This is a genomic window from Devosia psychrophila (assembly GCF_000971275.1).
In the GTDB taxonomy this organism is placed as follows: domain Bacteria; phylum Pseudomonadota; class Alphaproteobacteria; order Rhizobiales; family Devosiaceae; genus Devosia; species Devosia psychrophila.
The window spans coordinates 97,439-122,403 of the sequence record NZ_LAPV01000093.1 but is presented as its reverse complement, the minus strand read 5'-3'; the positions used below and the strand labels follow the sequence as shown (position 1 = coordinate 122,403).

The 24,965-nt window shown below is 62.1% G+C and carries 23 protein-coding genes; 13 read left to right on the top strand and 10 right to left on the bottom strand.

Annotation, left to right across the window (positions count from 1 at the left end; all coding sequences use genetic code 11):
• Positions 1-138: 138 nt before the first annotated feature.
• Positions 139-1,560, bottom strand: a complete 1,422-nt coding sequence (locus tag WH91_RS09270) for a circularly permuted type 2 ATP-grasp protein (protein WP_046170714.1) — start codon at positions 1,558-1,560, stop codon at positions 139-141.
• A 127-nt stretch (positions 1,561-1,687) separates the two neighbouring features.
• Between WH91_RS09270 and WH91_RS25775 the strand changes: the two genes are divergently transcribed.
• From WH91_RS25775 to WH91_RS09255, 5 genes are all read left to right on the top strand, one after another.
• Entirely contained in the window at positions 1,688-1,822 is a 135-nt protein-coding gene (locus WH91_RS25775; RefSeq protein ID WP_280140227.1) for a hypothetical protein, read from the top strand.
• An 11-nt stretch (positions 1,823-1,833) separates the two neighbouring features.
• Positions 1,834-1,968, top strand: coding sequence for a hypothetical protein (locus tag WH91_RS25770; RefSeq protein ID WP_280140227.1), 135 nt, complete (start codon positions 1,834-1,836; stop codon positions 1,966-1,968).
• An 11-nt stretch (positions 1,969-1,979) separates the two neighbouring features.
• On the top strand, positions 1,980-2,909 hold the full coding sequence (locus WH91_RS09265) for a 2-hydroxyacid dehydrogenase (RefSeq protein WP_046170713.1): 930 nt from the start codon (positions 1,980-1,982) through the stop codon (positions 2,907-2,909).
• A gap of 2 nt (positions 2,910-2,911) precedes the next feature.
• The gene (locus tag WH91_RS09260; protein ID WP_046170712.1) at positions 2,912-3,286 is read left to right on the top strand and encodes a DUF1801 domain-containing protein; all 375 of its coding nucleotides are present in this window, start codon (positions 2,912-2,914) and stop codon (positions 3,284-3,286) included.
• Positions 3,287-3,559: 273 nt separating this feature from the next.
• Complete coding sequence (locus WH91_RS09255; RefSeq protein WP_046170711.1) at positions 3,560-5,200, top strand: alpha-glucosidase family protein; 1,641 nt, start codon at positions 3,560-3,562, stop codon at positions 5,198-5,200.
• 56 nt (positions 5,201-5,256) lie between these two features.
• On the opposite strand, the gene WH91_RS09250 is transcribed toward WH91_RS09255, so the two are convergent.
• The 3 genes from WH91_RS09250 to WH91_RS09240 all read right to left on the bottom strand — a co-directional run bounded on the left by WH91_RS09250 (position 5,257) and on the right by WH91_RS09240 (position 7,892).
• Entirely contained in the window at positions 5,257-5,532 is a 276-nt protein-coding gene (locus WH91_RS09250) for a hypothetical protein (RefSeq protein WP_046170710.1), read from the bottom strand.
• The gene (locus tag WH91_RS09245; protein WP_046170709.1) at positions 5,529-6,617 is read right to left on the bottom strand and encodes an AbrB family transcriptional regulator; all 1,089 of its coding nucleotides are present in this window, start codon (positions 6,615-6,617) and stop codon (positions 5,529-5,531) included. Before WH91_RS09245 ends, WH91_RS09250 begins: the two co-directional genes overlap by 4 nt.
• Before the next feature lie 105 nt (positions 6,618-6,722).
• A complete protein-coding gene (locus tag WH91_RS09240) occupies positions 6,723-7,892 on the bottom strand; it encodes a M20 aminoacylase family protein (protein WP_046170870.1) in 1,170 nt (389 codons plus the stop codon).
• A gap of 210 nt (positions 7,893-8,102) precedes the next feature.
• Here WH91_RS09240 and WH91_RS09235 point away from each other — a divergent pair, with 210 nt between their 5' ends.
• The 8 genes from WH91_RS09235 (at position 8,103) to bglA (ending at position 16,936) form a co-directional block, all read left to right on the top strand.
• Positions 8,103-8,861, top strand: coding sequence for an electron transfer flavoprotein subunit beta/FixA family protein (locus tag WH91_RS09235; protein WP_046170708.1), 759 nt, complete (start codon positions 8,103-8,105; stop codon positions 8,859-8,861).
• The gene (locus WH91_RS09230; RefSeq protein WP_046170707.1) at positions 8,861-9,790 is read left to right on the top strand and encodes an electron transfer flavoprotein subunit alpha/FixB family protein; all 930 of its coding nucleotides are present in this window, start codon (positions 8,861-8,863) and stop codon (positions 9,788-9,790) included. The genes WH91_RS09235 and WH91_RS09230 overlap by 1 nt, the downstream gene beginning before the upstream one ends.
• Before the next feature lie 71 nt (positions 9,791-9,861).
• The gene (locus WH91_RS09225) at positions 9,862-11,046 is read left to right on the top strand and encodes an amino acid aminotransferase (protein WP_046170706.1); all 1,185 of its coding nucleotides are present in this window, start codon (positions 9,862-9,864) and stop codon (positions 11,044-11,046) included.
• Between the two features lie 72 nt (positions 11,047-11,118).
• Positions 11,119-11,772 (top strand): fructose-6-phosphate aldolase, encoded by a 654-nt coding sequence (gene fsa, locus WH91_RS09220; RefSeq protein ID WP_046170705.1) that lies wholly within the window; start codon positions 11,119-11,121, stop codon positions 11,770-11,772.
• A 257-nt stretch (positions 11,773-12,029) separates the two neighbouring features.
• Complete coding sequence (locus tag WH91_RS09215; protein WP_046170704.1) at positions 12,030-13,109, top strand: Mrp/NBP35 family ATP-binding protein; 1,080 nt, start codon at positions 12,030-12,032, stop codon at positions 13,107-13,109.
• A gap of 87 nt (positions 13,110-13,196) precedes the next feature.
• The gene (locus WH91_RS09210) at positions 13,197-14,510 is read left to right on the top strand and encodes a GH1 family beta-glucosidase (RefSeq protein WP_046170703.1); all 1,314 of its coding nucleotides are present in this window, start codon (positions 13,197-13,199) and stop codon (positions 14,508-14,510) included.
• A gap of 57 nt (positions 14,511-14,567) precedes the next feature.
• On the top strand, positions 14,568-15,230 hold the full coding sequence (locus tag WH91_RS09205; protein WP_046170702.1) for a UPF0149 family protein: 663 nt from the start codon (positions 14,568-14,570) through the stop codon (positions 15,228-15,230).
• 35 nt (positions 15,231-15,265) lie between these two features.
• Entirely contained in the window at positions 15,266-16,936 is a 1,671-nt protein-coding gene (gene bglA, locus WH91_RS09200; protein ID WP_074797307.1) for a beta-galactosidase BglA, read from the top strand.
• Positions 16,937-16,953: 17 nt separating this feature from the next.
• Here the strand turns inward: bglA and WH91_RS09195 are convergent, their stop codons facing one another.
• The 6 genes from WH91_RS09195 to WH91_RS09170 all read right to left on the bottom strand — a co-directional run bounded on the left by WH91_RS09195 (position 16,954) and on the right by WH91_RS09170 (position 24,775).
• A complete protein-coding gene (locus WH91_RS09195) occupies positions 16,954-18,531 on the bottom strand; it encodes a dipeptide ABC transporter ATP-binding protein (RefSeq protein ID WP_046170701.1) in 1,578 nt (525 codons plus the stop codon).
• Positions 18,518-19,357, bottom strand: a complete 840-nt coding sequence (locus WH91_RS09190) for an ABC transporter permease (RefSeq protein ID WP_046170700.1) — start codon at positions 19,355-19,357, stop codon at positions 18,518-18,520. Before WH91_RS09190 ends, WH91_RS09195 begins: the two co-directional genes overlap by 14 nt.
• Positions 19,354-20,304 carry an ABC transporter permease gene (locus WH91_RS09185; protein ID WP_046170699.1) on the bottom strand — a complete coding sequence of 317 codons (951 nt, stop codon included), beginning with the start codon at positions 20,302-20,304 and terminating at the stop codon, positions 19,354-19,356. The genes WH91_RS09190 and WH91_RS09185 overlap by 4 nt, the downstream gene beginning before the upstream one ends.
• Before the next feature lie 243 nt (positions 20,305-20,547).
• Positions 20,548-22,029: an ABC transporter substrate-binding protein gene (locus tag WH91_RS09180; protein WP_046170698.1), complete on the bottom strand. Its 1,482-nt coding sequence runs from the start codon at positions 22,027-22,029 to the stop codon at positions 20,548-20,550.
• A gap of 82 nt (positions 22,030-22,111) precedes the next feature.
• Positions 22,112-23,734, bottom strand: a complete 1,623-nt coding sequence (locus WH91_RS09175) for an ABC transporter permease (RefSeq protein WP_046170868.1) — start codon at positions 23,732-23,734, stop codon at positions 22,112-22,114.
• A 9-nt stretch (positions 23,735-23,743) separates the two neighbouring features.
• Complete coding sequence (locus WH91_RS09170; protein ID WP_046170697.1) at positions 23,744-24,775, bottom strand: extracellular solute-binding protein; 1,032 nt, start codon at positions 24,773-24,775, stop codon at positions 23,744-23,746.
• Positions 24,776-24,965 lie beyond the last annotated feature (190 nt).

Here is a 24,965-nt window from a genome sequence, read left to right as displayed (position 1 = left end):
CAGCCTCCCCCTCGAGGGGGGAGGTGCCGTTCAGTGTCTCAGCCACGATCTGTTCAAAATCACCGATGCGCACCCTCCCCCTCGAGGGGAGGGCCGGGGAGGGGGGAGTTTGGGCGCTATGCAGGTATGAAATCATCATCAATCTTCCAGCACCCATGTATCCTTGGTGCCGCCGCCCTGGCTCGAATTGACCACCAGCGAGCCCTTCTTCAGTGCCACGCGAGTCAGCCCGCCCGGCGTGATCCGCACCTCGTCGCCCATCAGCACATAGGGCCGCAGATCGACGTGTCGCGGCGCAATCCCGGCATTGACGTAAGTCGGGCAGGTGCTGAGCGCCAGCGTCGGCTGCACAATATAATTGTCCGGCCGCGCTTCGATCTTCTTGCGGAATTCGGCATGCATGGCCTTGGTCGAGGTCGGACCCACCATCATGCCGTAGCCGCCCGAACCATGCACTTCCTTGACCACCAAATCGGCGATATTGGCCAGCACCCAGTTGCGCTGCTCCTCGTCGGTGCAATTATAGGTCGGCACATTCTGCAGCAGCGCCTTTTCGCCGAGGTAGAACTCGATGATTTCCGGCACATAGGTATAGACCGCCTTGTCGTCGGCAATGCCCGTTCCCGGCGCGTTCACGAGGGTCACATTGCCTGCCCGATAGGCGTTGAATAGCCCCGGCACGCCCAGCATGGAATCCGGCCTGAACGTCAGCGGGTCGATATATTCGTCATCGATGCGCCGATAGATCACGTCGACCCGCTCGGGCCCGGTCGTGGTCCGCATGTAGACCTTGCCGCCATCGACGAACAGGTCCGGCCCCTCGCACAGCGTCGCGCCCATCTGGTCGGCGAGGAAAGAATGCTCGAAATAGGCCGAGTTATAGATGCCCGGCGTCAGCACCACGATATTGGGCGACGAGCCAGCTCCAGCCGGCGCCACGCTTTCCAGCGTCCGCCGCAGGTTTTCCGGATAATTCTCGACCGGCGCGACCTTCTGGCGCTGGAACAGGTCCGGCGCCAGCATCATCATCGCCTCGCGGTCTTCCAGCATATAGCTGACACCCGATGGCGTGCGCAGGTTGTCTTCCAACACATAAAATTCGTCGGCACCGACCCGCACGATATCGACGCCGATGATATGCGCATAGACGCCCTTGGCCGGCTCCAGTCCCATCATTTCCGGTGCAAAGGCCGAGTTCTGCAGGATCAGCTTTTCCGGAATCCGCCCGGCCTTCAGGATGTCCTGGCGGTGGTAGATGTCATAGAGGAACGCGTTAAGCGCCTTGACCCGCTGCTCGATGCCCTTGCTCAGCTTGCGCCATTCTTGCGCCGCTATGATGCGGGGGATAACGTCGAAAGGGATGACCTTTTCGGTGCCCTCGTCCGACCCATAGACGGCGAAGGTGATGCCCAGCTTGCGGAAAATAGCCTCGGCGTCCGACTGCATCAGCGTCAGCGCCTTGTCCGGCTGCTCCTCCAGCCATGCCGCAAGCGCCCGATAGGGTTCACGGACGCTGCCGTCCGGATTGTACATTTCGTCAAACGGCGTTGTGTCGCCCATTATGCTCCGAAGGAAATACGGCTCAGCCCATCGCCTTCACATTGCTACACTTTTATTCGGTGCCGTCCACCCCCGGGGTTGCGATGCTCGCCCCCGCAGCTAAGCTATGCGCAAACGGGAAAACCTCATGACCATCGAAATCCTGCAGACTTCGAGCCGGCCGCAGGAAAATCGCTCCAGTGGAGCGATTTTAGGTAAGAAGGCCATGAGGGCTGTGCCCGAATGGCACGAACACTCCGGCTGTCCGACCAAGCTGCCATGACAGGAATATCCATGACCATCGAAATCCTGCAGACTTCGAGCCGGCCGCAGGAAAATCGCTCCAGTGGAGCGATTTTAGGTAAGAAGGCCATGAGGGCTGTGCCCGAATGGCACGAACACTCCGGCTGTCCGACCAAACTGCCATGACAGGAATATCCATGACCATCGAAATCCTGCAGACCGGCAGGCTCCTCGCGAGCTGTGAAGCCGCTCTCGCCGAGCGCTACACCGTCCACATGCTGCACGAGCAGGCCAATCCCAATGCCTGGCTGGCCGAAAATGGCGCCCGCGTTCGCGCCCATGCCGGCTCCGGCGTGCAGGCCGATCTAATGGATGGCCTGCCCAATCTCGAAATCATTGCCAGCTTTGGCGTCGGCTACGACAATATCGATACCAAGGCCGCCAAGGCGCGCAACATCCGCGTCACCAATACGCCCAACGTCCTCAACGACGCCGTCGCCGAGCTTACCGTCGGCCTGATGATTTCCCTCGCCCGCCGCATTCCGCAAGGCGATCAGTTTGTCCGCCAGGGCAAGTGGCCAAGTGGCAATATCGGCCTGTTCACAGAACTCACCGGCAAGACCGTTGGCATTCTCGGCCTTGGCCGCATCGGCAAGGAAATCGCCATCCGCGCCCAGGCCATGAAAATGCGTGTCGTCTATCACGGCCGCAAGCGCCAGCCGTCCGAGCCACATATCTTCTACGACAACCTCGTCGATATGGCGCGCGATAGCGATTGCCTCGTCATCATCGCCCCCGGCGGCAAGGGCACCGATCGCATCGTCTCGCGTGAAGTCCTGACCGCCCTCGGCCCCAAGGGCATGCTGGTCAACGTCGCCCGCGGCACGCTGGTCGATGAACCGGCCTTGCTCGAACTGCTGCAAAATGGCGGCCTCGGCGGCGCCGCGCTCGACGTCTTCGAAAATGAACCCCAAGTCCCCGAAGCCTTCTTCGCCCTCGATAATGTCGTGCTCTCACCGCATCAGGGCAGCGCCACCCACCAGACCCGCGACGCCATGGGCGCGTTACTGGTCGCCAATCTTGAGGCACATTTCGCCGGCGAGCCGCTGATCAGCGCCGTGGTCTGAGCATGACCCCCTCCGAGCAGATCGACGATTACATAGCCGCGCTGACCGACTGGCGCGGCCCCATCTTGGCCAAGGTCCGCAAGGCTTTCCTCGCCGCCGATCCAGCCATGGTCGAGCAGTGGAAATACATGGGCAGCCCCGTCTGGGAACGCAGCGGCGTCATCGCCGTTGGCAATGCTCACAAGGACAAGGTCAAGCTCACCTTCTCCCACGGCGCCGCGCTCGATGACCCCGACAAGCTGTTCAACAACTGCAACGGCAAGGTCTGGAAAGCCATCGACATCCACGAAGGCGACGACGTGGACGCGGCCGCCCTGCAGGCGCTGATCGGCCGGGCGATCGCGTTTAATCTGACGAAGGTGAAAGCCAAGAAATAAGCGGGTACCCCCACCTAACCTCCCCCTGATGAGGGGGAGGAACTTGGCCGGTGATTTTCGAAGATTGTGCCGAAAACCCGATCAGATTCCCTTTTCAGGGGGAGGCGAGGTGGGGGTATTCTTCCTTCGTCCTACCCCCGTCATCGTCTTGCCTTTCTCGCAATGCCCTCCTGCGGCATTGGGCGATTCCATCCGGGCAACCGAACCGCTACCTTCACGTGGGAAACGCAGAGTCCGTCCGGACTTGACGGGCTGAGCAGCAGGGAGACGAGCATGACGGAATGGTGGCGTGGCGGGGTGATCTATCAGGTCTATCCGCGGTCGTTTCAGGACAGCAACGGCGATGGCGTCGGCGATCTGCCGGGCATTATTCGCCGGCTCGACCACATTGCCGGCCTCGGCGTCGATTGCATCTGGCTCTCGCCCATAACCCGTTCGCCCCAGGCCGACATGGGCTACGACGTTTCCGATTATCGCGACGTCGATCCGCTGTTCGGCTCGCTGCATGATTTCGACAGCCTCGTCGAACAGGCTCATGCCCGCAATCTCAAGGTCATCATGGACCAGGTGGTCAGCCATACCTCGGACCTGCACCCCTGGTTCCAGGAATCGCGCCTCAACCGCACCAATGCCAAGGCTGACTGGTATGTCTGGGCCGATCCCTTGCCCGATGGCTCGCCGCCCAATAACTGGCCGGCTGTGTTCGGCGGCCGCGCCTGGGAATGGAACCCGACGCGCGGGCAATACTATTTGCACAATTTCCTGGCCTCGCAGCCGGACCTCAATTTCCACAATCTCAATGTGCAGCAGGGTGTCCTCGATGTCATGCGCTTCTGGCTCGAGCGCGGCATCGATGGCTTCCGCCTCGACACCGTGAACTACTATTTCCACGACAAGAAGCTGCGCTCCAATCCGCCCAATAAGTTGCCGGAACATTTGCCCTATGCGGTCAATCCCTATGACATGCAGGAGCACAAATATTCCAAGAGCCAGCCGGAAAATGTCGATTTCCTCAAGCGCGTCCGTACGCTGCTCAACGAATATCCCGGCGCCGCGTCGGTCGGCGAGGTCGGCGATAGCCACCAATCTGTGCAACTGATGGCCGAATACACCTCTGGCGGCGACACGCTGCACATGTGCTACGGCTTCGATTTCCTGGGCAATGACTTCACCGCAACGCATTTCCGCGAGCGCATCGAGACCTTTTTCAAGGTCGGGCCCGATGGCTGGCCGTGCTGGAGTTTTTCCAACCACGACGTGCCGCGCCACATGACTCGCTGGGCCAAGCACAGTCAGTCGCCTGCCGAATTGGCGCGCCAGTCTGCGGCTTTGGTGCTGTCGCTCAAGGGCTCGGTCTGCCTCTACCAGGGCGAGGAACTCGGCCTGCCGGAAACCGATCTGTTGTTCGAGGAACTGACCGATCCGCGCGGCATCCGCTTCTGGCCCGAAGACAAGGGCCGCGATGGCTGCCGCACGCCAATGCCTTGGGATGCGGGCGAGGCACCCAATGGCTTCACCACGGGCACCCCCTGGCTGCCGGTCAAGCCTGCCCAGTCGGCGCTCAATGTTGCCAGCCAGAATGCCGATGAAAGCTCGACGCTAGCCTTTTATCGCGCCGCGCTGGCCTGGCGGAAGCAGCATCCTTGCCTGCAGACCGGCGAGATCGCTTTTCTCAAGGCCGCAGAGCCGGTGTTGGCCTTCACCCGTCTCGAAGGCAATGACGGCCTGCTTTGCGTTTTCAATCTTTCTGCCGAGCCCCAGTCGCTAACCGTGACGGGTCTGCTCGATGGCACAACCCTCGAAGCCGTGTCGCAAAACGCCGATCTAGACGGTATCGCCCTGACCCTCGGCGCCAGTGGCTACGCCTTCGTGCCAGTGCCGGCCGGGCGTCCGGTCGACCTTCGCGCGGCATAAAACATCAATGGGGAGCACTGCTCCCCATTCCACCCGCCGTCTGATCTAAGCCGGCGCTATTCTACGCGGCGCAGGCCGAGCGGTTCGAAAAACTGCATCTGTTCGGTGCCATCGGGCTGCCGAACAAAGGCACGGACGCAGCCGCCCCAGATTTCAGCACGGCTGACATCAACGCCGTTGCTGCGCAAAATGTCATAATAATAGTTGGTAAGATCGGTTTCTGAATACAAATCGCGGTCGAGCGCAAAGCTGCCCGAACAGATTGGCGCTGCCACGGCTGGTGCCGCCATCAGGGCCAAGCCGATGAGGCTGAAGGCAAGAGGTTTGCTCATTTATCGATATCCTGTGGTTCTAGCCTGTTTTGCCGGGCAAATGTGGCGGCTTCGCGCCGCCGGATAAACACCACCACCATGGGAATGGCGAAACTCAGCACCAGCAGGCGGATCACATGGTGGGCAGCGATAAAGGCAGTGTCATAGCCCAGCGCAATCCCCAGTGCGCCCATGCCTTCCAGCGCACCGGGAGACAGCCCCAGCCATAACTGGCCGAACGGCATGTCCACCATAAAGCTGAGGCCATAGGCAATGGCGGTGACGATCCCCACGGTCATTGCTGTGGCAATCAAACCACCCTTGGCCGCTCTTAGGAATTCCCGGCGCTCCAACCCTGCAAAGCGCGAGCCAATGAGCGCTCCGGTCAACACGAAGGTAATCGCAGTCAGCGGCGACGGCATCGACCCGACATAGAGGCCCGCCAGCTTGGCGACGGTCGCGACCGCCATCGGGCCTAGCACGAAGGCGGCGGGCACCTTAAGCCGCACGAAGATCAATCCACCAATGATGCAGGCCGCCGCGAGCAACCCAATCTGCCACCATTCCAGAACCGCAACCGCGTCCAGCGAAACCACCTTTATCCCGATCGGCATGAACATGGCCCCAATCGGCACGCAGATCGTCAGCATCAGCAGCCTGATCACCTGGATGATCACAATCTGCCTCGGGTCGCCCACTCCGGCCGCAGCTATGCCGAGCACAAACGACAGATGCCCCGGAAACGAGCTGAGATATGCGGTTCCCGGATCGAGCTTGAACACTTTCACCAGCATCCAGCCGGTCAGGGAAACAATCAGCACCAGCTCAAGCATCAGCGCGGCGATGCTGATCGGCCAACTGGTGATCAACTGCAGGCTATCCGGCGCCACTGACGCGCCCATCGACATGCCGATCGACAGAAACGAAACGTCCCGCAACCAGTTCGGCATGCGGATCGGCAACCCCGCCATCGCTGCGACAGTCACCGCCACCGCCCCGCCCATCAGCCACCCCGCCGGCAACCCAAGCAGCGTGGCAACGCCACCACCAGCCGCAGATATGGCAAGGGTCAGGAATACGGGGAGGAGGGAGGAAATGGTGGGCATACCAATTAGCTAGTAGTGATCAAAACGCGCAACGAACTCAATCTCACCCTCCCCCCTCGAGGGGAGGGAAGGGAGGGGGTGGTCACAAACGCAGAGTCCCCGGCGTCACCCCACAGGGAGAGCCTTCTCCGCCAACCTTACCCAATAGGTCACCCCCACCGGAATAACCTCGTCATTGAAATCATACGTGTCCGTATGCAGCTCCGAGCTGTTGCCATTGCCGAGGAAAATATACGCCCCTGGACGCTCTTCCAGCATGAAGGAAAAATCCTCGCCACCCATCGAAGGTGGCGCGTCGGCGTCCACTCGCTCAGTCCCCACCACGTCTCGGGCAACCTCGGCGGCGAAATCAGTTTGCTCGGGCGAGTTGACCGTCACCGGGTAACCCCGCGCATAACGCACCGTCGCTTCGGCGCCAAAGCTCCTGGCAAACTGCGGCACGAACTCCACCAGCCGCTGCTCGATCAGGTCCTGCACATCCAGCGCCAGCGTCCGCACCGTGCCGGTGATCTTGGCCGTGCGCGAGATGACATTGTCGGCTTCACCAGCCTCCACCATGGTCACCGACAGCACCGCATTGGCCAGCGGGTCCACATTGCGCGACACGATTGACTGCATGCCGACAATCATGTTGGCAGCGACCACGATCGGATCCACCGTCGTCTGCGGCCGCGCCGCATGGCCGCCCTGGCCGATAATGTCGATATAAAACCGGTCTGTTGCCGCCATGATGCCGCCGGCACGAATGCCGAAATGCCCAGCCGGCATGCCCGGCCAGTTGTGCATGCCGTAAAACTCGTCGATACCGAACTTCTCGACCAGCCCATCGTTCAGCATCGCCTTGCCACCGGCACCGCCTTCTTCTGCAGGCTGGAAGATCAGCGCGATCCGTCCATCGAAATTGCGCGTCTCGGCAAGATACTTCGCCGCGCCGAGCAGCATCGCAGTGTGCCCGTCATGGCCGCACGCATGCATCTTGCCTGGCACCGTCGAGGCATAATCCCTGCCGGTCTTCTCGGTCACCGGCAGCGCATCCATGTCGGCACGTAGCGCAATAGTGCGCCCACTAGTGTTGGTCCGGCCGTTGATGATGCCGACAACACCGGTCCGCCCGACGCCGGTCACAATCTCGTCGACGCCGAATTCCCGGAGCTTCTGCTCCACCACGCCGGCGGTCCGCACTACCTCATAGAGAATTTCCGGATGGGCGTGGAAATCCTGTCGCCATGCGGCGATCTCGTCGTGAAACTCGGCAATACGGTTGATTACGGGCATAAAAGGATCCGAAGCAGTCAATTCTGGGTCAGTGTCGCTGTCCCAATCCATGCCGTCAACTCTAACACAGCATTGCGACCATTGTCGCACGTCTGCCGCCCGGTACCCTTTTCCAACAAACCGGACGCAACTGGCTCATATTTTCCCCGGCGCGGCTTGCCCGTATCCAGCAATTTTGTCATGACACCGCCAACTTGCCGGAGGTGCTCCATGAAAATCCTCGTCGCCATCAAGCGCGTCGTCGATCACAACGTCCGCATCAGGGTTCGCCCCGATGGAACGGGCGTCGAGACCTCTGGCGTCCGCATGTCAATGAACCCGTTCTGCAAGCACGCCGTCGAAGCTGCGGTGCAACTGTCCGAAGCCGGGCAGGGGGACGAAATCGTCATTGTCTCCATCGGTCCCAAGGCGGCCAACGACGTCATTCTCACCGCTCTCGCCATGGGTGCCCATCGCGGCATCCTGATCGAGACCGACGCCGAACTCGAAACCCTCGCCATCGCTAAACTGCTGGCCAAGGTTGTCGCCGAAGAAAGTCCCGATCTCGTGCTGCTCGGCAAGCAGGCCGTCGACGATGACAGCAATCACGTCGGCCAGATGCTTGCTGCCCTCACCAACCGCCCGCAGGCCACCTTCGCCTCCGTCATCAAACTCGTCGGCCAGTCGCTCGAAGTCACCCGCGAAGTCGATAGCGGCACCGAGACCGTCAGCATTCCACTTCCCGCCATCGTCACCGCCGACCTCCGCCTCAACACCCCGCGCAATGCCGCACTGCCGATGGTGATGAAGGCCCGCTCCAAGCCATTGGCCGTTCGCCCCGCCGCGGAATTCGGCGTCGGCCTCGCCCCGCGCTTAATTATCGAAAAGATATCCCCACCCGCCGAACGTATGGCAGGAAAGACCGTCGGCTCGACATCCGAGCTCGCCGCCTACATCGCGTCCGAAATTTCGCAGATGGAGGCGCTGTAATGAGCACGCTGATCATCGCCGATCACGACCTCGGCGTCCTCTCGCCCGCCACCGCCCGCGTCATTCACGCCGTCGCCGAACTCGGCCCGATCGAGGTTCTCGTGCTGGGCCAGGACACCACCGCCGTCGCCGCTGAAGCCGCGAAGCTAGCCGGCGTTACCAAGGTCATTGTCGCTCACTCAGCCGGAACCGCAGATGGTGACGTTCAGGTGATAGAAACGTTAGCACCGCGCTACACCTATCTGGTGCAGTCGGCGGGCAGCGTTGGCAAAGACCGTATGCCCAGGCTAGCCGCCCGTCTCGACCTGATGCCGGTCACCGATATTGTCGGGATTCTAGGCCCAACCCGTTTCACGCGTCCGATCTATGCAGGTAACGCGCTGCAAACCGTCACCGACAACCAGCCCCAGCACATCCTGACCATCCGCGCCTCGGCCTTCCGCGCCGCTGCCGGTGGCAACGATTCACCCATCGAAGCCATTGATGTGCCAGTAATTTCCGCTGCCAAACTGATCGCCCAGCACCGCACCGAGAGCAACACACCCGACCTCGCCACCGCCCAGATCGTGGTCGGCGGCGGCGTCGCGCTCGGTTACTCCGAAAACTTCAAGCTCATCGAACAACTCGCCAAAAAGCTCGGAGCCGCCATCGGCGCCACCCGCGCCGCCGTCGATGCTGGCTACGCCCCCAATGACTGGCAGGTCGGGCAGACCGGCAAGATCATCGCCCCTGATTTATACATCGCCATCGGCATTTCCGGCGCCCTCCAACACCTCGCCGGCATCCAGGGCGCCAAAAAGATCGTCGCCATAAACAGCGATCCCGAAGCCCCCCTGGTCAAGCTCGCCGACGTCGCTTTGATCGGCGATCTCTTTGAAATCATTCCGCAATTGATCGCCGAACTGGAAAAAGCCGGCGTCAACCGCTGACTTTTTGCCAATTGCAAAATTACTTCCGCCGCCTATAACAACCCCGCATTCCCACGGAACACACTCCCATCATGTTCGAGACCCTGACCAAGGCCCCCGGCGACAAGATCCTGGCGCTGATGGGCGAATACGCGGCTGACCCGCGCCCCACCAAGATCGACCTTGGCGTGGGCGTCTACAAAGACGAAAAGGGCGTCACCGCCGTGATGACCGCCGTCCGCAAGGCCGAGCAGCGCATTCTCGACAGTGAAAAGACCAAGACCTACTTGGGGATAGCCGGCAACAAGGGCTATGGCGCCGCCGTGCTCGACCTCGCTCTGGCCGATAGCGTCGACCGCTCCCGCGTCCGCGTCGCCCAGGCTCCGGGCGGCACAGGCTCGCTCTGGGTGCTGATGCAACTGATCAACCGCGCCCGCCCCGGCGCCACCGTCTGGGTCTCCGATCCGACCTGGCCCAACCACAACCCGATCGCCGAAAATTCCGGTCTCGTGGTCAAGACCTATCCCTATTTCGACACCGTCACCCGCGGCGTCAAATTCGACGCCATGCTGGCCGCGCTCGATGGCCTGACCAAGGACGACGTCGTCCTGCTGCACGGCTGCTGCCATAACCCGACCGGCGCAAATCTGTCGCCCGATCAATGGGATAAGGTCGCCGCCAGCCTCGCCCGCACTGGCGCTTTGCCCTTCATCGACTTGGCCTATCTCGGCTTTGGCGATGGCTTGCTCGAAGACGCCTATGGCACCCGCAGGGTCATCGCCTCGGTTCCCGAAGCGCTGGTCGCCTTCTCCGGCTCCAAGAATTTCGGCCTCTATCGCGAACGCATCGGCGCCGCCATCCTGATCGCCAAGGATGCCGCCGAGGCAGACGTGACCCAGTCGCAACTGCTCAATATTATCCGCGGCTCCTACAGCCAACCGCCCGATCATGGTGCCGAAATCATCCGCACCATCCTCGAAGACCCCGCGCTGCGCGCCGAATGGGAAGCCGAGCTAAACGCCATGCGCAACCGCATGATCCGCCTGCGCGAAAAGCTGAGCGAGGCGATCCGCAGCAAGTCTAATTCCGAGGATTTCGACTTCATCGCCTCCCATCGCGGCATGTTCTCGCTGCTCGGCCTCGAAAATTCCGTGGTCGAACATCTTAAAGCCGAGAACGGGGTCTATATGATTGGCGATAGTCGCATCAACGTCGCGGGAATCCCGGAAGATCGCATCGGCGATCTGGCGGACGCGCTGCTGGCTGCGATCAAATAGTTCAGCCGTTGACCTTGCGGCAAGCCTTTGCCGTGCTACATCTTTTGCCTAACGGGCACTCTGGAGGAAATCATGAAGTTCTTCGTCGATACCGCAGAAATCAAGGACATCAAGGAGCTCTATGAGACCGGTCTCCTCGATGGCGTCACCACCAATCCGTCGCTGATCGCCAAGTCTGGCCGCGACTTCAAGGAAGTCATCGCCGAAATCTGCGCGCTGGTTCCAGGCCCGGTTTCGGCCGAAGTCGCCTCGCTTGAATATGACGGCATGGTTGCCGAAGGCGAGCACCTCGCCAAGATCGCCGACAACGTCGTGGTCAAGCTGCCGCTGACTCTCAATGGCCTCAAGGCAACCAAGTATTTCTCCGAAAAGGGCATCCACACCAACGTCACGCTGTGCTTTTCGGCCAATCAGGCGCTGCTGGCTGCCAAGGTCGGCGCGACCTACATCTCGCCCTTCCTCGGTCGCCTCGATGACATTAATCTCGATGGCGTCGAACTGATCGAAAACATCCGCACCATCTATGACAACTACGGCTTCGAAACCCAGATCCTGGCAGCCTCGATCCGCTCGGCCAACCACGTCACCCAGGTTGCGCTGGCCGGCTCCGATGTTGCCACCATCCCGCCCGACGTGATCCGCAAGCTGGCCAACCATCCGCTGACCAACGCCGGCATCGAAGGTTTCCTCAAGGACTGGAAAGCCACCGGCCAGTCGATCCTTTAAGGCCAACTATCTCCGCAAACGCGATGTCATCGTGGCGTAGTTTGCGGCTTACATCGGGGCTAAACGACACCCACCCTTGATCCCTCCCCACAAGGGGGAAGGAGACTATGAACACTGACCGCAGGGCTGGCGCCTCCCTCCCCTGAATGGGGAGGGATTGAGGGTGGGGTGACGGGAGCCACTAGGTTCCAAGTGTGAATTGCTGCCTTTTCTGGAATGACATTGGAGTGTGGCGCTGATCGCGTCCGCCAAAATCCATGGCCGATACCGAACTCGCCGCCGCCATCAAGTCCGCTCTGGCAGCCGTAGAAATTCCCGGCGGCGGGGAACTGTCTGGCTATGCCGGCCTGTCCGATATCATCGTCACCCCCGGTGCCGTCGCCTTCGCCATCGCCGTCGCGCCCGGCATGGAGACCGCATTCGGCCCGGCCCGCGAACAGGCCGCCGCCGTCGTGCAAAAGCTGGTCGGTACCCGCAAGGTCATGGTCTCGCTGACCGGCGGCAAGGCCCCACCGAAGTCCGGGCCCACCTTCTCGCACGGCAAGCCCGTCCCTGCGGGTAAAACAGCCGTGCCTGGCATCAAGCACATCATCGCCGTCGGCTCCGGCAAGGGCGGCGTTGGCAAGTCCACCACCGCCGTCAATATCGCGCTGGCGCTGCAGGCCGAGGGCCTCAAGGTCGGCATTCTCGACGCCGATCTCTACGGCCCCTCCATCCCCAAGCTGCTCGGCCTTGAGGGCCAGCCGGCCATTCGCGACGATGGCATGTTCACGCCGCACGAGGCTTACGGCCTCAAGGCCATGTCGATCGGCTCCATGCTGGTCAAGGATCAGGCCGTAGTCTGGCGCGGTCCGATGGCCACCTCCGCCCTGCGCCAACTGCTGCGCGAAACCGCTTGGGGCCAACTCGATATCCTGGTCATCGACCTGCCACCCGGCACCGGCGATATCCATATTTCCCTGTTCCAGCAGGCCGAAGTCGATGGTGTGGTCATTGTCTCCACACCCCAGGACCTGGCCCTGATCGATGCCAAGAAGGCCATCGACATGCTGCCCCGCTTCGGCGTCCCAATCCTCGGCCTTGTTGAAAACATGAGCTATTTCATCGCTCCCGACACCGGCGCCCGCTACGACATCTTCGGCAGCGGCGGCGCCGAACGGGCAGCGGCAGACCTCGGTGTTCCCTTCCTCGGCGCCGTCCCCCTGGTCATCTCGATCCGTGAAGGCTCAGACGCCGGTCGACCGCCCGTCGCCGTCTCTCCCAATGGCCCCGAGGCCCAGTCTTTCCGGGCCATTGCGCAACGCATCCTGCAAAATTCGCCACAGCTTTCGCGCTAGCATCTCTCCACCGCAATCGATTGCATAACAATTCAGGCTGCGCTATCTGGCTAATAACAACGGCAAATGCCGGCCAGAGGAGCATCCATGTTCTCGATCGACCGCAAGGATTTCGGCCCCAATTTTACCTTCGGCGTGGCCACCGCTGCCTATCAGATCGAAGGCGGGCAGGGCCATGGTCGCGGCCCTTCGATATGGGACAGTTTTTCGGCGACGCCGGGCAATGTCCATAACGGCGATACCGGCATCAATGCCTGCAATCATTTTGAACTCTGGCCACAGGATCTCGACCTGATCCGCGACGGTGGCTTTGACGCCTATCGCTTCTCCTTTGCCTGGCCGCGCCTGATCCCCGAGGGCACCGGCGCCGTCAACCAGGCCGGTCTCGATTTCTACGACCGCCTGATCGACGGCATGCTCGAACGCGGCATCAAGCCCTATGCCACGCTGTATCATTGGGATCTGCCTTCGTCCCTGCAGGACAAGGGCGGCTGGATGAACCGCGACATCGCCGGCTGGTTTGGTGACTACGCGGCGCTGGTGGCCGAAAACTTCGGCGATCGCCTTACTGCCACTGCCACCATCAACGAGCCTTGGTGCGTCGCCTTCCTCAGCCATTACCTCGGCATCCACGCTCCCGGCTATCGCGACATCCGCGCCGCCGCCCGCGCCATGCACCACGTCCTCTACGCCCACGGCACCGCCATCGACGCCCTGCGCGCCAATGGTGCCAAAAACCTCGGCATCGTGCTCAATCTCGAAAAGTCCGAAGCCGCATCTGACAAGCCGGAAGACCTCGCCGCCATGAGCATGGGCGACGGCATCTTCAACCGCTGGTACCTCGGCGGCGTGCTCAAGGGCCAATACCCCGAGGAAGTCACCAACTGGCTCGGCGACAACCTGCCCAAGGGCTACCAGAACGACATGGAAGTCGTGTCGCGGCCGCTCGATTGGCTCGGCATCAACTACTATACGCGCGGCATCTACAAGGCCGGAACCGAAGCCGGTGCGCCCATCGAACAGGTCAAGGGACCGCTGGAAAAGACCGATATCGGCTGGGAAATATATCCAAAGGGCCTCAGCGACCTGCTGGTCCGCGTCTCCAGCGACTATACCAAAATCCCGCTCTACGTGACCGAGAACGGCATGGCCGAAGTCGAGGGCAACGACGATCCGCGCCGGGTCAAATACTATGACGACCACCTCAAGGCAGTGCTCGCCGCACGTGAGCAGGGCGCCGATGTCCGCGGCTATTTCGCCTGGTCGCTCCTCGACAATTTTGAGTGGGCCGAGGGCTATAACAAGCGCTTCGGCATCGTCCATGTCGACTACGCCACACAAAAGCGCACGCCCAAATCCAGCTATCGCGCTTTCCAGGGCTTGCTTCACAACACGCGCTGACAAGGCTTGCTTTTTTACTCTGCCTCTGGCGTTTCATGTGGTGACACGGAGTTACCCATGCAGACCGAAGAATTGACCGGCCCCCTTCATGAACTCGAGGCCATGCTGTCGGCCATCGACGACGAGGGAGTCATGCTGGTGGGCGAGCTGGATGGCTATCTCGCCGGCGTCTTGATCTCGCCTGAGCCGATCGCGCCGGAAGAGTGGCTGCCCGCCATCTTCGCCGACCTGCTGCCCGAGGCTTTGCCCAACGGCGACGATTTTGCGGTTTTGAACGACCTGATCAGCGCACGTCACGCCGAGATCGCCGCCGAACTGGCCGTCGACCGCTATCAGCCGCTGTATGAAATCGACGACAACGAGGACGAAACCGTCCTGTGGGAAATCTGGCTGGCCGGTTTCGAACGCGCCATGGCCATGCGCCTGGCGGCGTGGGAAAAGCTGTTGAAGCGCAAGCAGGAGTCGATCGCCCAGGAATCCGCTTTCCTGCTGATGGACCTGCTGGACATCGGCATGGCGTCCGAACCGCCCGATGATGCCGGTGCGCTAAAGCTCGCCGCCGATGCGCCCGGCCTCATTCCCGAACTCGCCGGCAACCTCTACCGCGCCCATGTCGTTGCCTCGGCAGCCGTGCCTGTCCGCGTGGAATCGGTCGGCCGAAACGACCCGTGCCCCTGTGGCTCGGGCCTCAAATACAAGAAGTGCCACGGCGCTAGCTGACCAATGATTCGCTTGTTGAACGTCCGGAGTCTAGAATGACCGCCACGTCGCTGATGACTGAGCCGAAAACGTCGGACGAAACTGCTATGGACCGCGACTGGTGGCGCGGCGCGGTGATCTACCAGATTTATCCGCGCTCCTTCCAGGACCAGAATGGCGACGGCGTCGGCGATCTTGTCGGCATCACCAGTCGGCTCGATTACGTCGCCGATCTCGGCGTAGACGCCATCTGGCTGTCGCCGGTGTTCACTTCGCCGATGAAGGATTTCGGCTACGACGTTTCCGATTATCGCGGCATCGACCCCAGCTTCGGCACGCTCGAAGATTTCGACCGTCTGGTGCAGAAGGCCCATTCGCTGGGCCTCAAGGTCATCATCGACCAGGTCATCAGCCACTCCTCCGACAAGCATGCCTGGTTCGCCGAAAGCCGCCAGAACCGCACCAATGCCCGCTCCGACTGGTATGTGTGGGCCGACCCCAAGCCCGATGGCACGCCACCCAATAACTGGCTCTCGATCTTTGGCGGTTCGGCCTGGCAGTGGGACAGCCGGCGCATGCAATACTACATGCACAATTTCCTGGTTTCCCAGCCCGACCTAAACTTCCACAATCCCGAGGTTCAAGACGCATTGCTCGGCGACATGCGCTTCTGGCTCGAGCGCGGCGTCGATGGCTTCCGGCTCGACACGGTGAACTTTTATTTCCACTCCACCGGCCTCGAATCCAACCCCGTGGTCAAGCCCGAAGACTTCAATGCCTCGACCGCCCCGGCGGTGAACCCCTACAATTTTCAGGAACACCTGTTCGACAAGTCCCGCCCGGAAAACCTCGATTTCCTCAAGCGCCTGCGCACGATGATGGACGAATATCCGGGCACCACGGCCGTCGGCGAAATCGGCGACAGTCAGCACCAGCTCGAAGTCATGGCCCAATATACCGCGGGCGATGACCGGCTGCACATGGCCTATACCTTCGACTATCTGGGCGGCGAATTCTCCGCCGATCATTTCAAGAAATCCATTGCTGCCACTGAAGCCGGTGCGCCCGATGGCTGGATTTGCCTCGCCTTTTCCAACCATGACGTGGTTCGCCATGTCAGCCGCTGGGCCGCCCACGGGCAGGAGGCCGCCTTCACCCGCCTCGCCGCCACGCTGATCCTCGCCATGCGCGGCTCGGTCTGTCTCTATCAGGGCGAAGAGCTTGGCCTCAAGGAAGCCGAGCTGTCCTTTGCCGACCTGGTCGATCCCTACGGCATCGAATTCTGGCCCGAATTCAAGGGTCGAGATGGCTGCCGCACCCCCATGGTCTGGCAGGCCCATGCCGCCAACGGCGCTTTCTCCACTGCGAACCGCACTTGGCTGCCGGTGCCGGCAGAACACCTGCTGCACGCCGTCGATACCCAGCACGACGTCGATGGCTCGGTGCTGGAATTTTACCGTGCCCTGCTGGCCTTCCGCCACACCCATTCAGCGCTGATCAAGGGCGATATCCAATTGCTCGAAGCCACCGGCAACGTCCTCGCCTTCATCCGCGAGCACGAGGGTGAACGCCTGCTCTGCGTCTTCAACATGGGCGAAACCGGCGCCGAATTCGCCGTCCCCGCAGACCTGTCGCCCAGCAACGCCGAATGCCCCGGCGTCATCGCCTCCTTCATCGACGGCGACATCGATCTGGAGCCATTCGGCGCCTATATCGGCGTGCTCTGATATCGCCCTCTTTTCCCTCAGGGCGAGGAGGGGGCCGCGCCGATATCGGGCAGGCGCGCGGCCACCAGGTCGCGCGTCAGTCGATGCTGCGGCGCTGCAAAAATCTGCTCCGGGCGGCCCTCTTCGACGATCTTGCCCGCCTCCATCACCAACACCCGATCAGCCATCGCAGCCACCATGTCGAGGTCGTGGCTGATAATCAGGTAAGTCAGCCCAAACTCGGCCTGCAACCGCGCCAGCAGCGCCAGCACTTCCCCGCGTACCGACACATCCAGCGCTGACACCGGCTCATCCAGCACCAGCAGCTTGGGCCGCGTCACCAGTGCCCGCGCAATCGCCAGCCGCTGCCGCTGCCCGCCGGAAAACTCATGCGGATACCGGTCCAGCATTTCCTCATGCAGCCCCACAGCCTGCACCGCCTCGATCAGCCGCGCCTTCACATCAGCCTGCGTCAATCCCGGCTCCAGCCGCAACGGCTCGCCCAAGGAGTCACCAATCGTCAGCCTTGGATTGAAGCTTCCAAAGGGGTCCTGGAACACCAGTGAAATATCGCGCCGCAACGCCTTGGGTAGGTCTGAGCCATGATAGCTGACGCCCTCCAGCCGCACCGCACCAACCGTCGCACGATCCAGCCCGACGATGATCTTGGCCAAGGTGGTCTTGCCACATCCCGAAGGCCCGACCAGCGCCAGGCATTCGCCCTGCGCCACGCTGAACCGCACCGCGTCGACGGCGCGCAACGGCTTCGCCGCCCAGAACAGAAAACCGTTCTGACGATAGTCCAGCGTCACCCCATCGACTTCCAGCAAGGTCCGGCCAATGGCCGGACGATCCTGCGGCCGCACCTCGAACCGCGACGCCGCCACCAGCTTCTGCGTGTAGTCCTGCTGCGGCGCCGAAAACACCTGACGCGCCTCGCCTGTTTCCACCAGCTTGCCGCGATGCATCACCGCCACCCGCGTACACAGCCGCGCCACGGCCTTGAGGTCATGGCTTATGAACAGCAGCGCCATCTGCCGCCGCGCGCAGATTTCGGCGATCAGGTCGAGCACCTTGCGCTGCGTGATCAGGTCGAGCGCCGAAGTCGGCTCGTCCGCAATCAGCATGTCCGGCCGGCTGGCCAGCGCAATGGCGATCATCACGCGCTGCCGTTGCCCCCCCGACAGCTGATGCGGAAATCGATCGCCATGCTGGAGTTCGAGCCCAACCTCATCGAGCAGCCTCGGCACCTCAACCTGCGTCTCGCTATCCTCGATATTGAGCCTGATCGCCTCCGCAATCTGGTTCCGCACCCGCATCAGCGGGTTGAGCGCGGTCATCGGCTCCTGAAACACCATGCCGATGCGCTTGCCGCGCAGCCGCGCCATCTCGCGCTCCAGGCGGGGCAGGCGCGCCCCATCCAGCATGATCGTGCCCTCCATCGCAGCGCCATCCGGCAGGAGGCCCATGATTGCCAGCGAGGTCAGCGTCTTGCCCGATCCACTCTCTCCGATAATGCCAAACCGCTCGCCGCGCTCGATCGCAAAGCTCATGCCGGAAACGACTTCATTGGCGCCGAAGCGGATCGAAAGTCCGGAAACCTCAAGCAAGGACATTGGGATTTTCCTGCCGCAGCCGTGGATCGAGGGCATCCCGCAATCCGTCGCCGGCAATGTTGAGCGCAATGACGATCAGCACGATCGCCATTCCCGGCACCAGCGTCAGCCACGGATGGATCAGGAACAGACCTTGCGCGTCCTTCAGCATTAGCCCCAGGCTCGTCGCCGGCGGCTGTGTGCCCAGCCCGATATAGGAAAGACCCGCTTCCGAAAGAATCCCCAGCGACATCTGGATGGTGCCCTGCACGATCAGCAGGCTCATGATATTGGGCAGCAGGTGCCGCCACGCGATCATCGCATTGCCCAGCCCCGCCAGTCGTCCTGCCGCCACGAAGTCGAGCGTTGCGACGCTGAGCGCACCACCACGCGCGACGCGAGCAAATACCGGAATATTGAAGATGCCGATGGCCACGATAGCATTGCTCGCGCCCGGCCCGACCAGCGCCGTGATCAGGATGGCGACGATTATCGCCGGAAAGGCAAAGATGAAATCGGAAAGCCGCAGCACCAGCCATTCGACCGGCCCGCCCCACGCCGCAGCCGCGAGGCCCAGCGGCACGCCGACGCCCATGCCGATGATCACGGCGATGGCTGCGACCAAAAAGCTGGTCCAGGTCCCCGACATCACCAGTGAGGCCATGTCGCGCCCGAGGTTGTCGGTACCCAGCCAGTGCTCCGGCGTTATGCCGAGGAAGCGTCGGGGAATATTGATCTGCTCGATCGGAAACGGCGTCCACACCAGCGACAGCACGCCAATGGCCAAAAAGCTCAGCGTTGCGATCAACCCGATGGCAAGGCTTGGATGCGAGAACAGCCGCCTCATGCGCTCCGCTCCCGCAAGCGCGGATCGACCAGCGCATAGGCAAGGTCGGTCAGCAACATGGTGGCCGTTACCGCCAGGATCAGAATAATGGTCGCGCCGCGCACCAGGATCAGGTCGCGCTCTAAAATGGCGGTCAAGATCAGCCTCCCGAGGCCCGGCAGGTAGAACACATTCTCGACGATAATCGTGCCAGCCACCAGAAAGGCAAACTGCAGCCCGAGGATGGTCAGCACCGGCAGCAGCGCATTGCGCACGCCATGCCGCCACACCGCTTGCCCCAAGGTCAGCCCCTTGGCCCGCGCGGTGCGAATATAATCCTGGCTGGTGACATCGACCAGTGCCGTCCGCATCACCCGCGCCAGGATCGATGCCTGCGGCAAGGCCAGCGCCAGGCTCGGCAGGATCAGCCCACGAAACGCCGCGCCGGGGTTCTCGTGCCAAGGGGTGAAGCCACCCGGCGGCAGCCAGCGCAACGTGACCGCAAACAGCAGTGTCAGCAGCATGCCGAACCAGAAATTGGGAATGGCAATGCCGGTCTGCGCCACTATCATCACCACGGTATCCAGCGGCTTGCCGCGCCGCCGCGCCGCAAGAATGCCCAGCGGCAATCCGACCACTACCGAGATCACCATGGCAAACACCGAAAGCGGCAGCGTCACCCCCAGCCGGCCCCAGATCAGCTCTGACACCGGCGCGCGCTGGGTATAGCTCACGCCAAAATCGCCACCCAGCATGCCCCAGATCCAGCCGACGAACCGCTCCGGCGCAGGCACGTCCAGCCCCATCTGCAGCCGCAACCGCGCCACCGATTCCGGCGTGGCATTGATCCCCAGGACAAACTGCGCCGGATCTCCCGGCAGCAGATCCAGCAGCCAGAAAATCACCAGCGCCGCGACGAGGAGGGTAACGGCAAAACCGATAAAGCGGCGGAGGGAGAAGAGGATCATCGGGGAATAGCGGCCGAATGATCCCCAACACTGTGACTCAGGGAAGTCGGAATCGGCTCCAAACGTCCAGTCGACACCCTCCCCCTTGCGGGGAGGGTCAGGGAGGGGGACGTTTGGCCCCGATATCCGGGCTCTCGCACCCCCACCCAACCTCCCCCGTCGAGGGGGAGGTGCCGTCCGGTGGTTCTTGAGGGACTGTGCGACTGCAACGGCGGGGACTTCACAGGCTGAATGCCGGCAAGCTCACTCCGCCCAACGAATGTCCCGCAAGACCAGCCCCTCGATCGGCGAGTCTTTCCACATGCCGGTGAGCTTGGCGTTCCAAACCCCGGTCTGCGGCAGCTGGAACAGATATCCGTTGACCGCGTCGTCGGCGAGAATGGTCTGCGCCTGGATAGCCAGTTCCTTGCGCTTGGCTTCGTCGGTCGTACCATTCAGGGTCTCGATCAGCGCCTGGAATTCAGGGTTGTCATAGCCGAAGTAGTAGTCGGGGTTGGCGTAGTTGCCAATGTCGAATGGCTCGACATGGCTGATGATGGTCAGGTCGAAGTCCTTGTTCGTATAGACATCTTCCAGCCACTGCGCGAATTCGACGTTGATCAGTTCGAGCTTGATGCCGACCTCGGCAAACTGGCTGGCAATGATCTGGCCGCTGAGGCTTGCATATGCCAGTGGCGGCAGCTTCAGCGTTGCACTGAACCCGTCGGGATAGCCGGCTTCCGCAAGCAGCGCCTTGGCCTTTGCCACGTCATGCGGATAGGTGCCGGTCAGGTCGACATAATAGGCATTGTGCGGCGCAAAGGCGCTGCCGATCGGCGTGCCATAGCCATAAGTCGCGCCATCGATGATGGCCTGCCGGTCCAGTGCATGCGCCATCGCCTGGCGTACCTTGAGATTGTCGAACGGCGCCTTGCGATTGTTGGTGCCGAGGATGGTTTCGCCCTCGGTCGTGCCCGCGAGAATGGTAAACTGCGGGTTGCCCTCGAACACGCCCAGCGCTTCCTGGCCGAAATTGTTGGTGCCGTCGATATCACCGGCCAGCAGCGCATTGGTCAGCGTCGCAGTGTCGCTGATGAACACATAGGTCGCCTTGGTCAGGTGCACCGGCTCGCCCCAATAGGGCTGGTACGCCTCGAGGATGACGCGGCTGCCCTTGTCCCACTGCAGGAAGGCAAAGGGGCCGGTGCCGATCGGCTGGTTGGCATTGTTGTCGGCGCTTTCCGGCGCCACGATCACCGCATCCCCGCGACCCAGGTCGAACAGGAAGCGACCGATCTGCCGATCGAGCTTCATCTCGACGGTCAGCGGATCGACCACCGTCACGCTGCTGATCGGCTCGTAGAATTCCTTGTGGGCATTGACGCTGTCTTCCGCCAAAATCCGGTCGAAGCTGAACTTGACGTCCTCGGCGTCGAAGGTCGAGCCGTCATGAAAAGTCACGCCATCATGCAATTTGAACGTGTAGGTCAGCCCGTCGTCGGAAATGGTCCAGCTCTCGGCCAGGCCCGGCTGCACCGCGCCGGCCTCGTCAATGCGGGTCAGGCCTTCGAAGATGTTCTGATACACCACGATGTCGATGGCTTCCGCCGCGCCTGCCGTCGGGTCGAGCGTCGGTGGCTCCAGCGCCACGCCGATGCGCACTTCCGTCGACTGCGCCATGGCCACGCCGGCCAATGCCGTGCTGAGGGCCAGCGCCAGTCCGATTGCCTTGGTGATTGTGTTCATTCTCTATCCTCGCGCTGCGCGTTCTGGCGCCTTGGCCGAATCATATAAAACGGGGGAACTAACATGGCAGCACTTTGCCCTGTTATAGTTTCCTACGATCACCCAGTCGCGTAGCAAGAATGACCGGGATCAGCCCCGCCAGCACGATACAGAGCGCGGGCAGAGCCGCCTGCGCAAAAAGTCCGACATTCGCCCGGCTGTACACCAGCGTCGCCAAAGTCTCTACGCCGAGTGGCCGCAGCAGCAATGTCGCCGGCAATTCCTTGACGATCTCGACGAACACCAGTGTCGCCGCACTCAGGATCGCCGGCATCAGCGTCGGCAGGTCGATCTTGAACAGCAGTCCTATCCCGCTTTCGCCCAGCACGCGCCCAGCCTGCAGCATCGAATCGCCGCGCTTCTGCATCGCCGCATCCAGCGTCGAATGGCTGACCGCCAGGAACCGGATCGCATAGACATACAGCAGCGCCGCCATCGACCCGCTCAGGATCAGGCCCGGCCGCCACTCCCATAGTGCCATGGTCACCCGATTGAACCACAAATCAGCCTGACCCAGCGGCTGCAACAGCCCCAGTGCCAATACCGTGCCGGGGATAGCATAGCCCAGTGTCGCCAGACGGATCGCCCCGCCACCGACCGGCCCGCGCCGCGCCAGCTTGGCCGCCAGCAGCCCCAGCACCACCGTGATCACCGCGCCCAGCCCCGCCAGCGTCACCGTCGGCACCAGCGCCGCCAGCGTCATGGCGATAGTCTCCGGCAGCACGACCCGGAATGCCGAATAGGTCAGTTGCCCCACAGGAATGCCAAAGCCCAGCGCCAGCAGCACAAAACAAAACCCGAACGCCGCCCAGCGCCGCCCGCCCTTGAGGATTTCCCGTCCCGGCGGCACCCGGTTGTCGCGGCTGGCCAGATACACCCGGTCCCGTCGCGCCCGCTGTTCCGCCATGATCAGCAGCCCGATTACCAGCACCACCGTCACCGCCAGCTGCGCTGCGCCGCCAAAGTCCGAGCGGTTGATCCAGGTCGAGTAGATAATCGCGGTGATGGCGTTGATGCCGAAATACTGCACCGCACCGAGGTCGTTAACCACCTCCATCATCGCCAGCGTCACGCCGACCACCAGCGCTGGCCGTGACAGCGGCAGCGTCACCGTGAAAAACGTCCGCATCGCGCCAGCACCCAGCGTGCGCGCCGCGATATTGAGGCTCGCCGACTGCATCAGGAAGAACGCGCGGCACGCCACATACACATAGGGATATAGCACGCTGGACAGCACCAGCACCGCGCCCCAGTCGCTGCGGATATTGGGAAACCAGTAATCCTTCAGCGACGTCGCACCATTCACGCTGCGCAGCGCTGTTTGCAATGGCCCGGTAAAGTCGAGAAACTCAACGTAGGAATAGGCCGCCAGATATGTCGGCACCGCCAGCGGCACCACCAGCGCCCAGTCGAACAGCCGCCGCAGCGGAAACTCGTAATGCGTCACTAGCCAGGCCGCGACTAGCCCGACAGCACCCGTCACCAGCCCGACCAGCACCATCAACTGCCCGGTGTCGCGCAGCGCCGTCGGCAGCATCGTCGCCGTCAGCCCGTTGCTGCCCGACCCCAGTGCTGCAACGGCCGACCACAGCAGCCAGCCGATCGGCAGCCCCGCCAGCCCCACCAGCAGCAAAGGCGCCACCGGCAGACCCTTCAATCGCTGCAAACGAGCCACCTAGTTCTGCGGGCCTTCGTCGAACTTGATCTCGTCGACCAGCGCCGCCGCTTCCTTGCGATGCGCCGCGATCTCGACCATCGGCGTCGTATCGGCGTTCAGCGCGCCCCAGCTTGCCACCAGCTCTGACGGCGCGACGCCTGCGACCACCGGAAACTCATAATTGCCGCTGGCATAGATATGCTGCGCCTCGTCCGACAGCAGGAAATTCACCAGTCGGTCGGCATTGGCCTTGTTGGGCGCATATTTCGCCACCACGGCACCAGAGAGGTTCACCTGCGTGCCGTCGCCGGTCGCATCGGGATAAATGATCCGCGCCGAGGCGGCCCATGTCTTCTGCTCGGGCTCGGCCTCGTTGGTCAGCATCAGGCCCATGTAATAGGTATTGCCGATGGCCAGGTCACAGGTGCCGTCGAAGATCTGCTTGACCTGATCGCGGTCCGCCCCGGTCGGCGCATGGTTGAGGTTGTCGCGCACACCAATCAGCCAGTCGCGCGTTTTGTCGACGCCCCAATGGGAAATCCGCGTCGCAATCAGCCCGATATTATAGGCATGCAGCCCCGAGCGCGTGCACAGCCGCCCCTTCCATTCGGGGCCAGCAATATCCTCATAGGTCAGCGCGGTTTGGCTCACCCGGTCCACCGAGGCATAAAACACCCGCGCCCGCAGCGACAGCGCCACCCATTGCCCGTCGGGGTCGTGATACTGGTCCGGCACGCGTGCCAGCGCCTCGGCTGAAATGGGCTGGGTAATGCCGATTTCCTTGGCATTGGCCAGGTTGCCGATATCGACGGTAATGATCACGTCGGCTGGCGACAACTCGCCCTCGGCCGCCACGCGCTCGATCAGCCCGTCGGCGGCAAACAGCACATTGGTCTTGATGCCGGTCTCAGCGGTAAAAACATCCAGCAGCGGCTGGATCAGCCCCGGCTCGCGGTAGGTATAGACATTGACCGCATCGCTCTGCGCCAGCGCCGGCCCCGCCAGTGTCAGCAGCGCCGCCACACAGCCAATCCCACGCCAACTTGCCATAACCACTCTCCAAATATGCCAAGGGTTGTGCGACCCGTTGCGAAACCTGTCAAGCTGACATCGTCCATCACCTTTGCGAGGGGTGAGGAAGGATACTCCCACCCAGCCTCCCCCTGAAAAGGGGAAGGAGCCCATCGCGTGATTGGCGGGATATCAGTTCACCACCAGCCTGATTCCTCCCCTTTTCAGG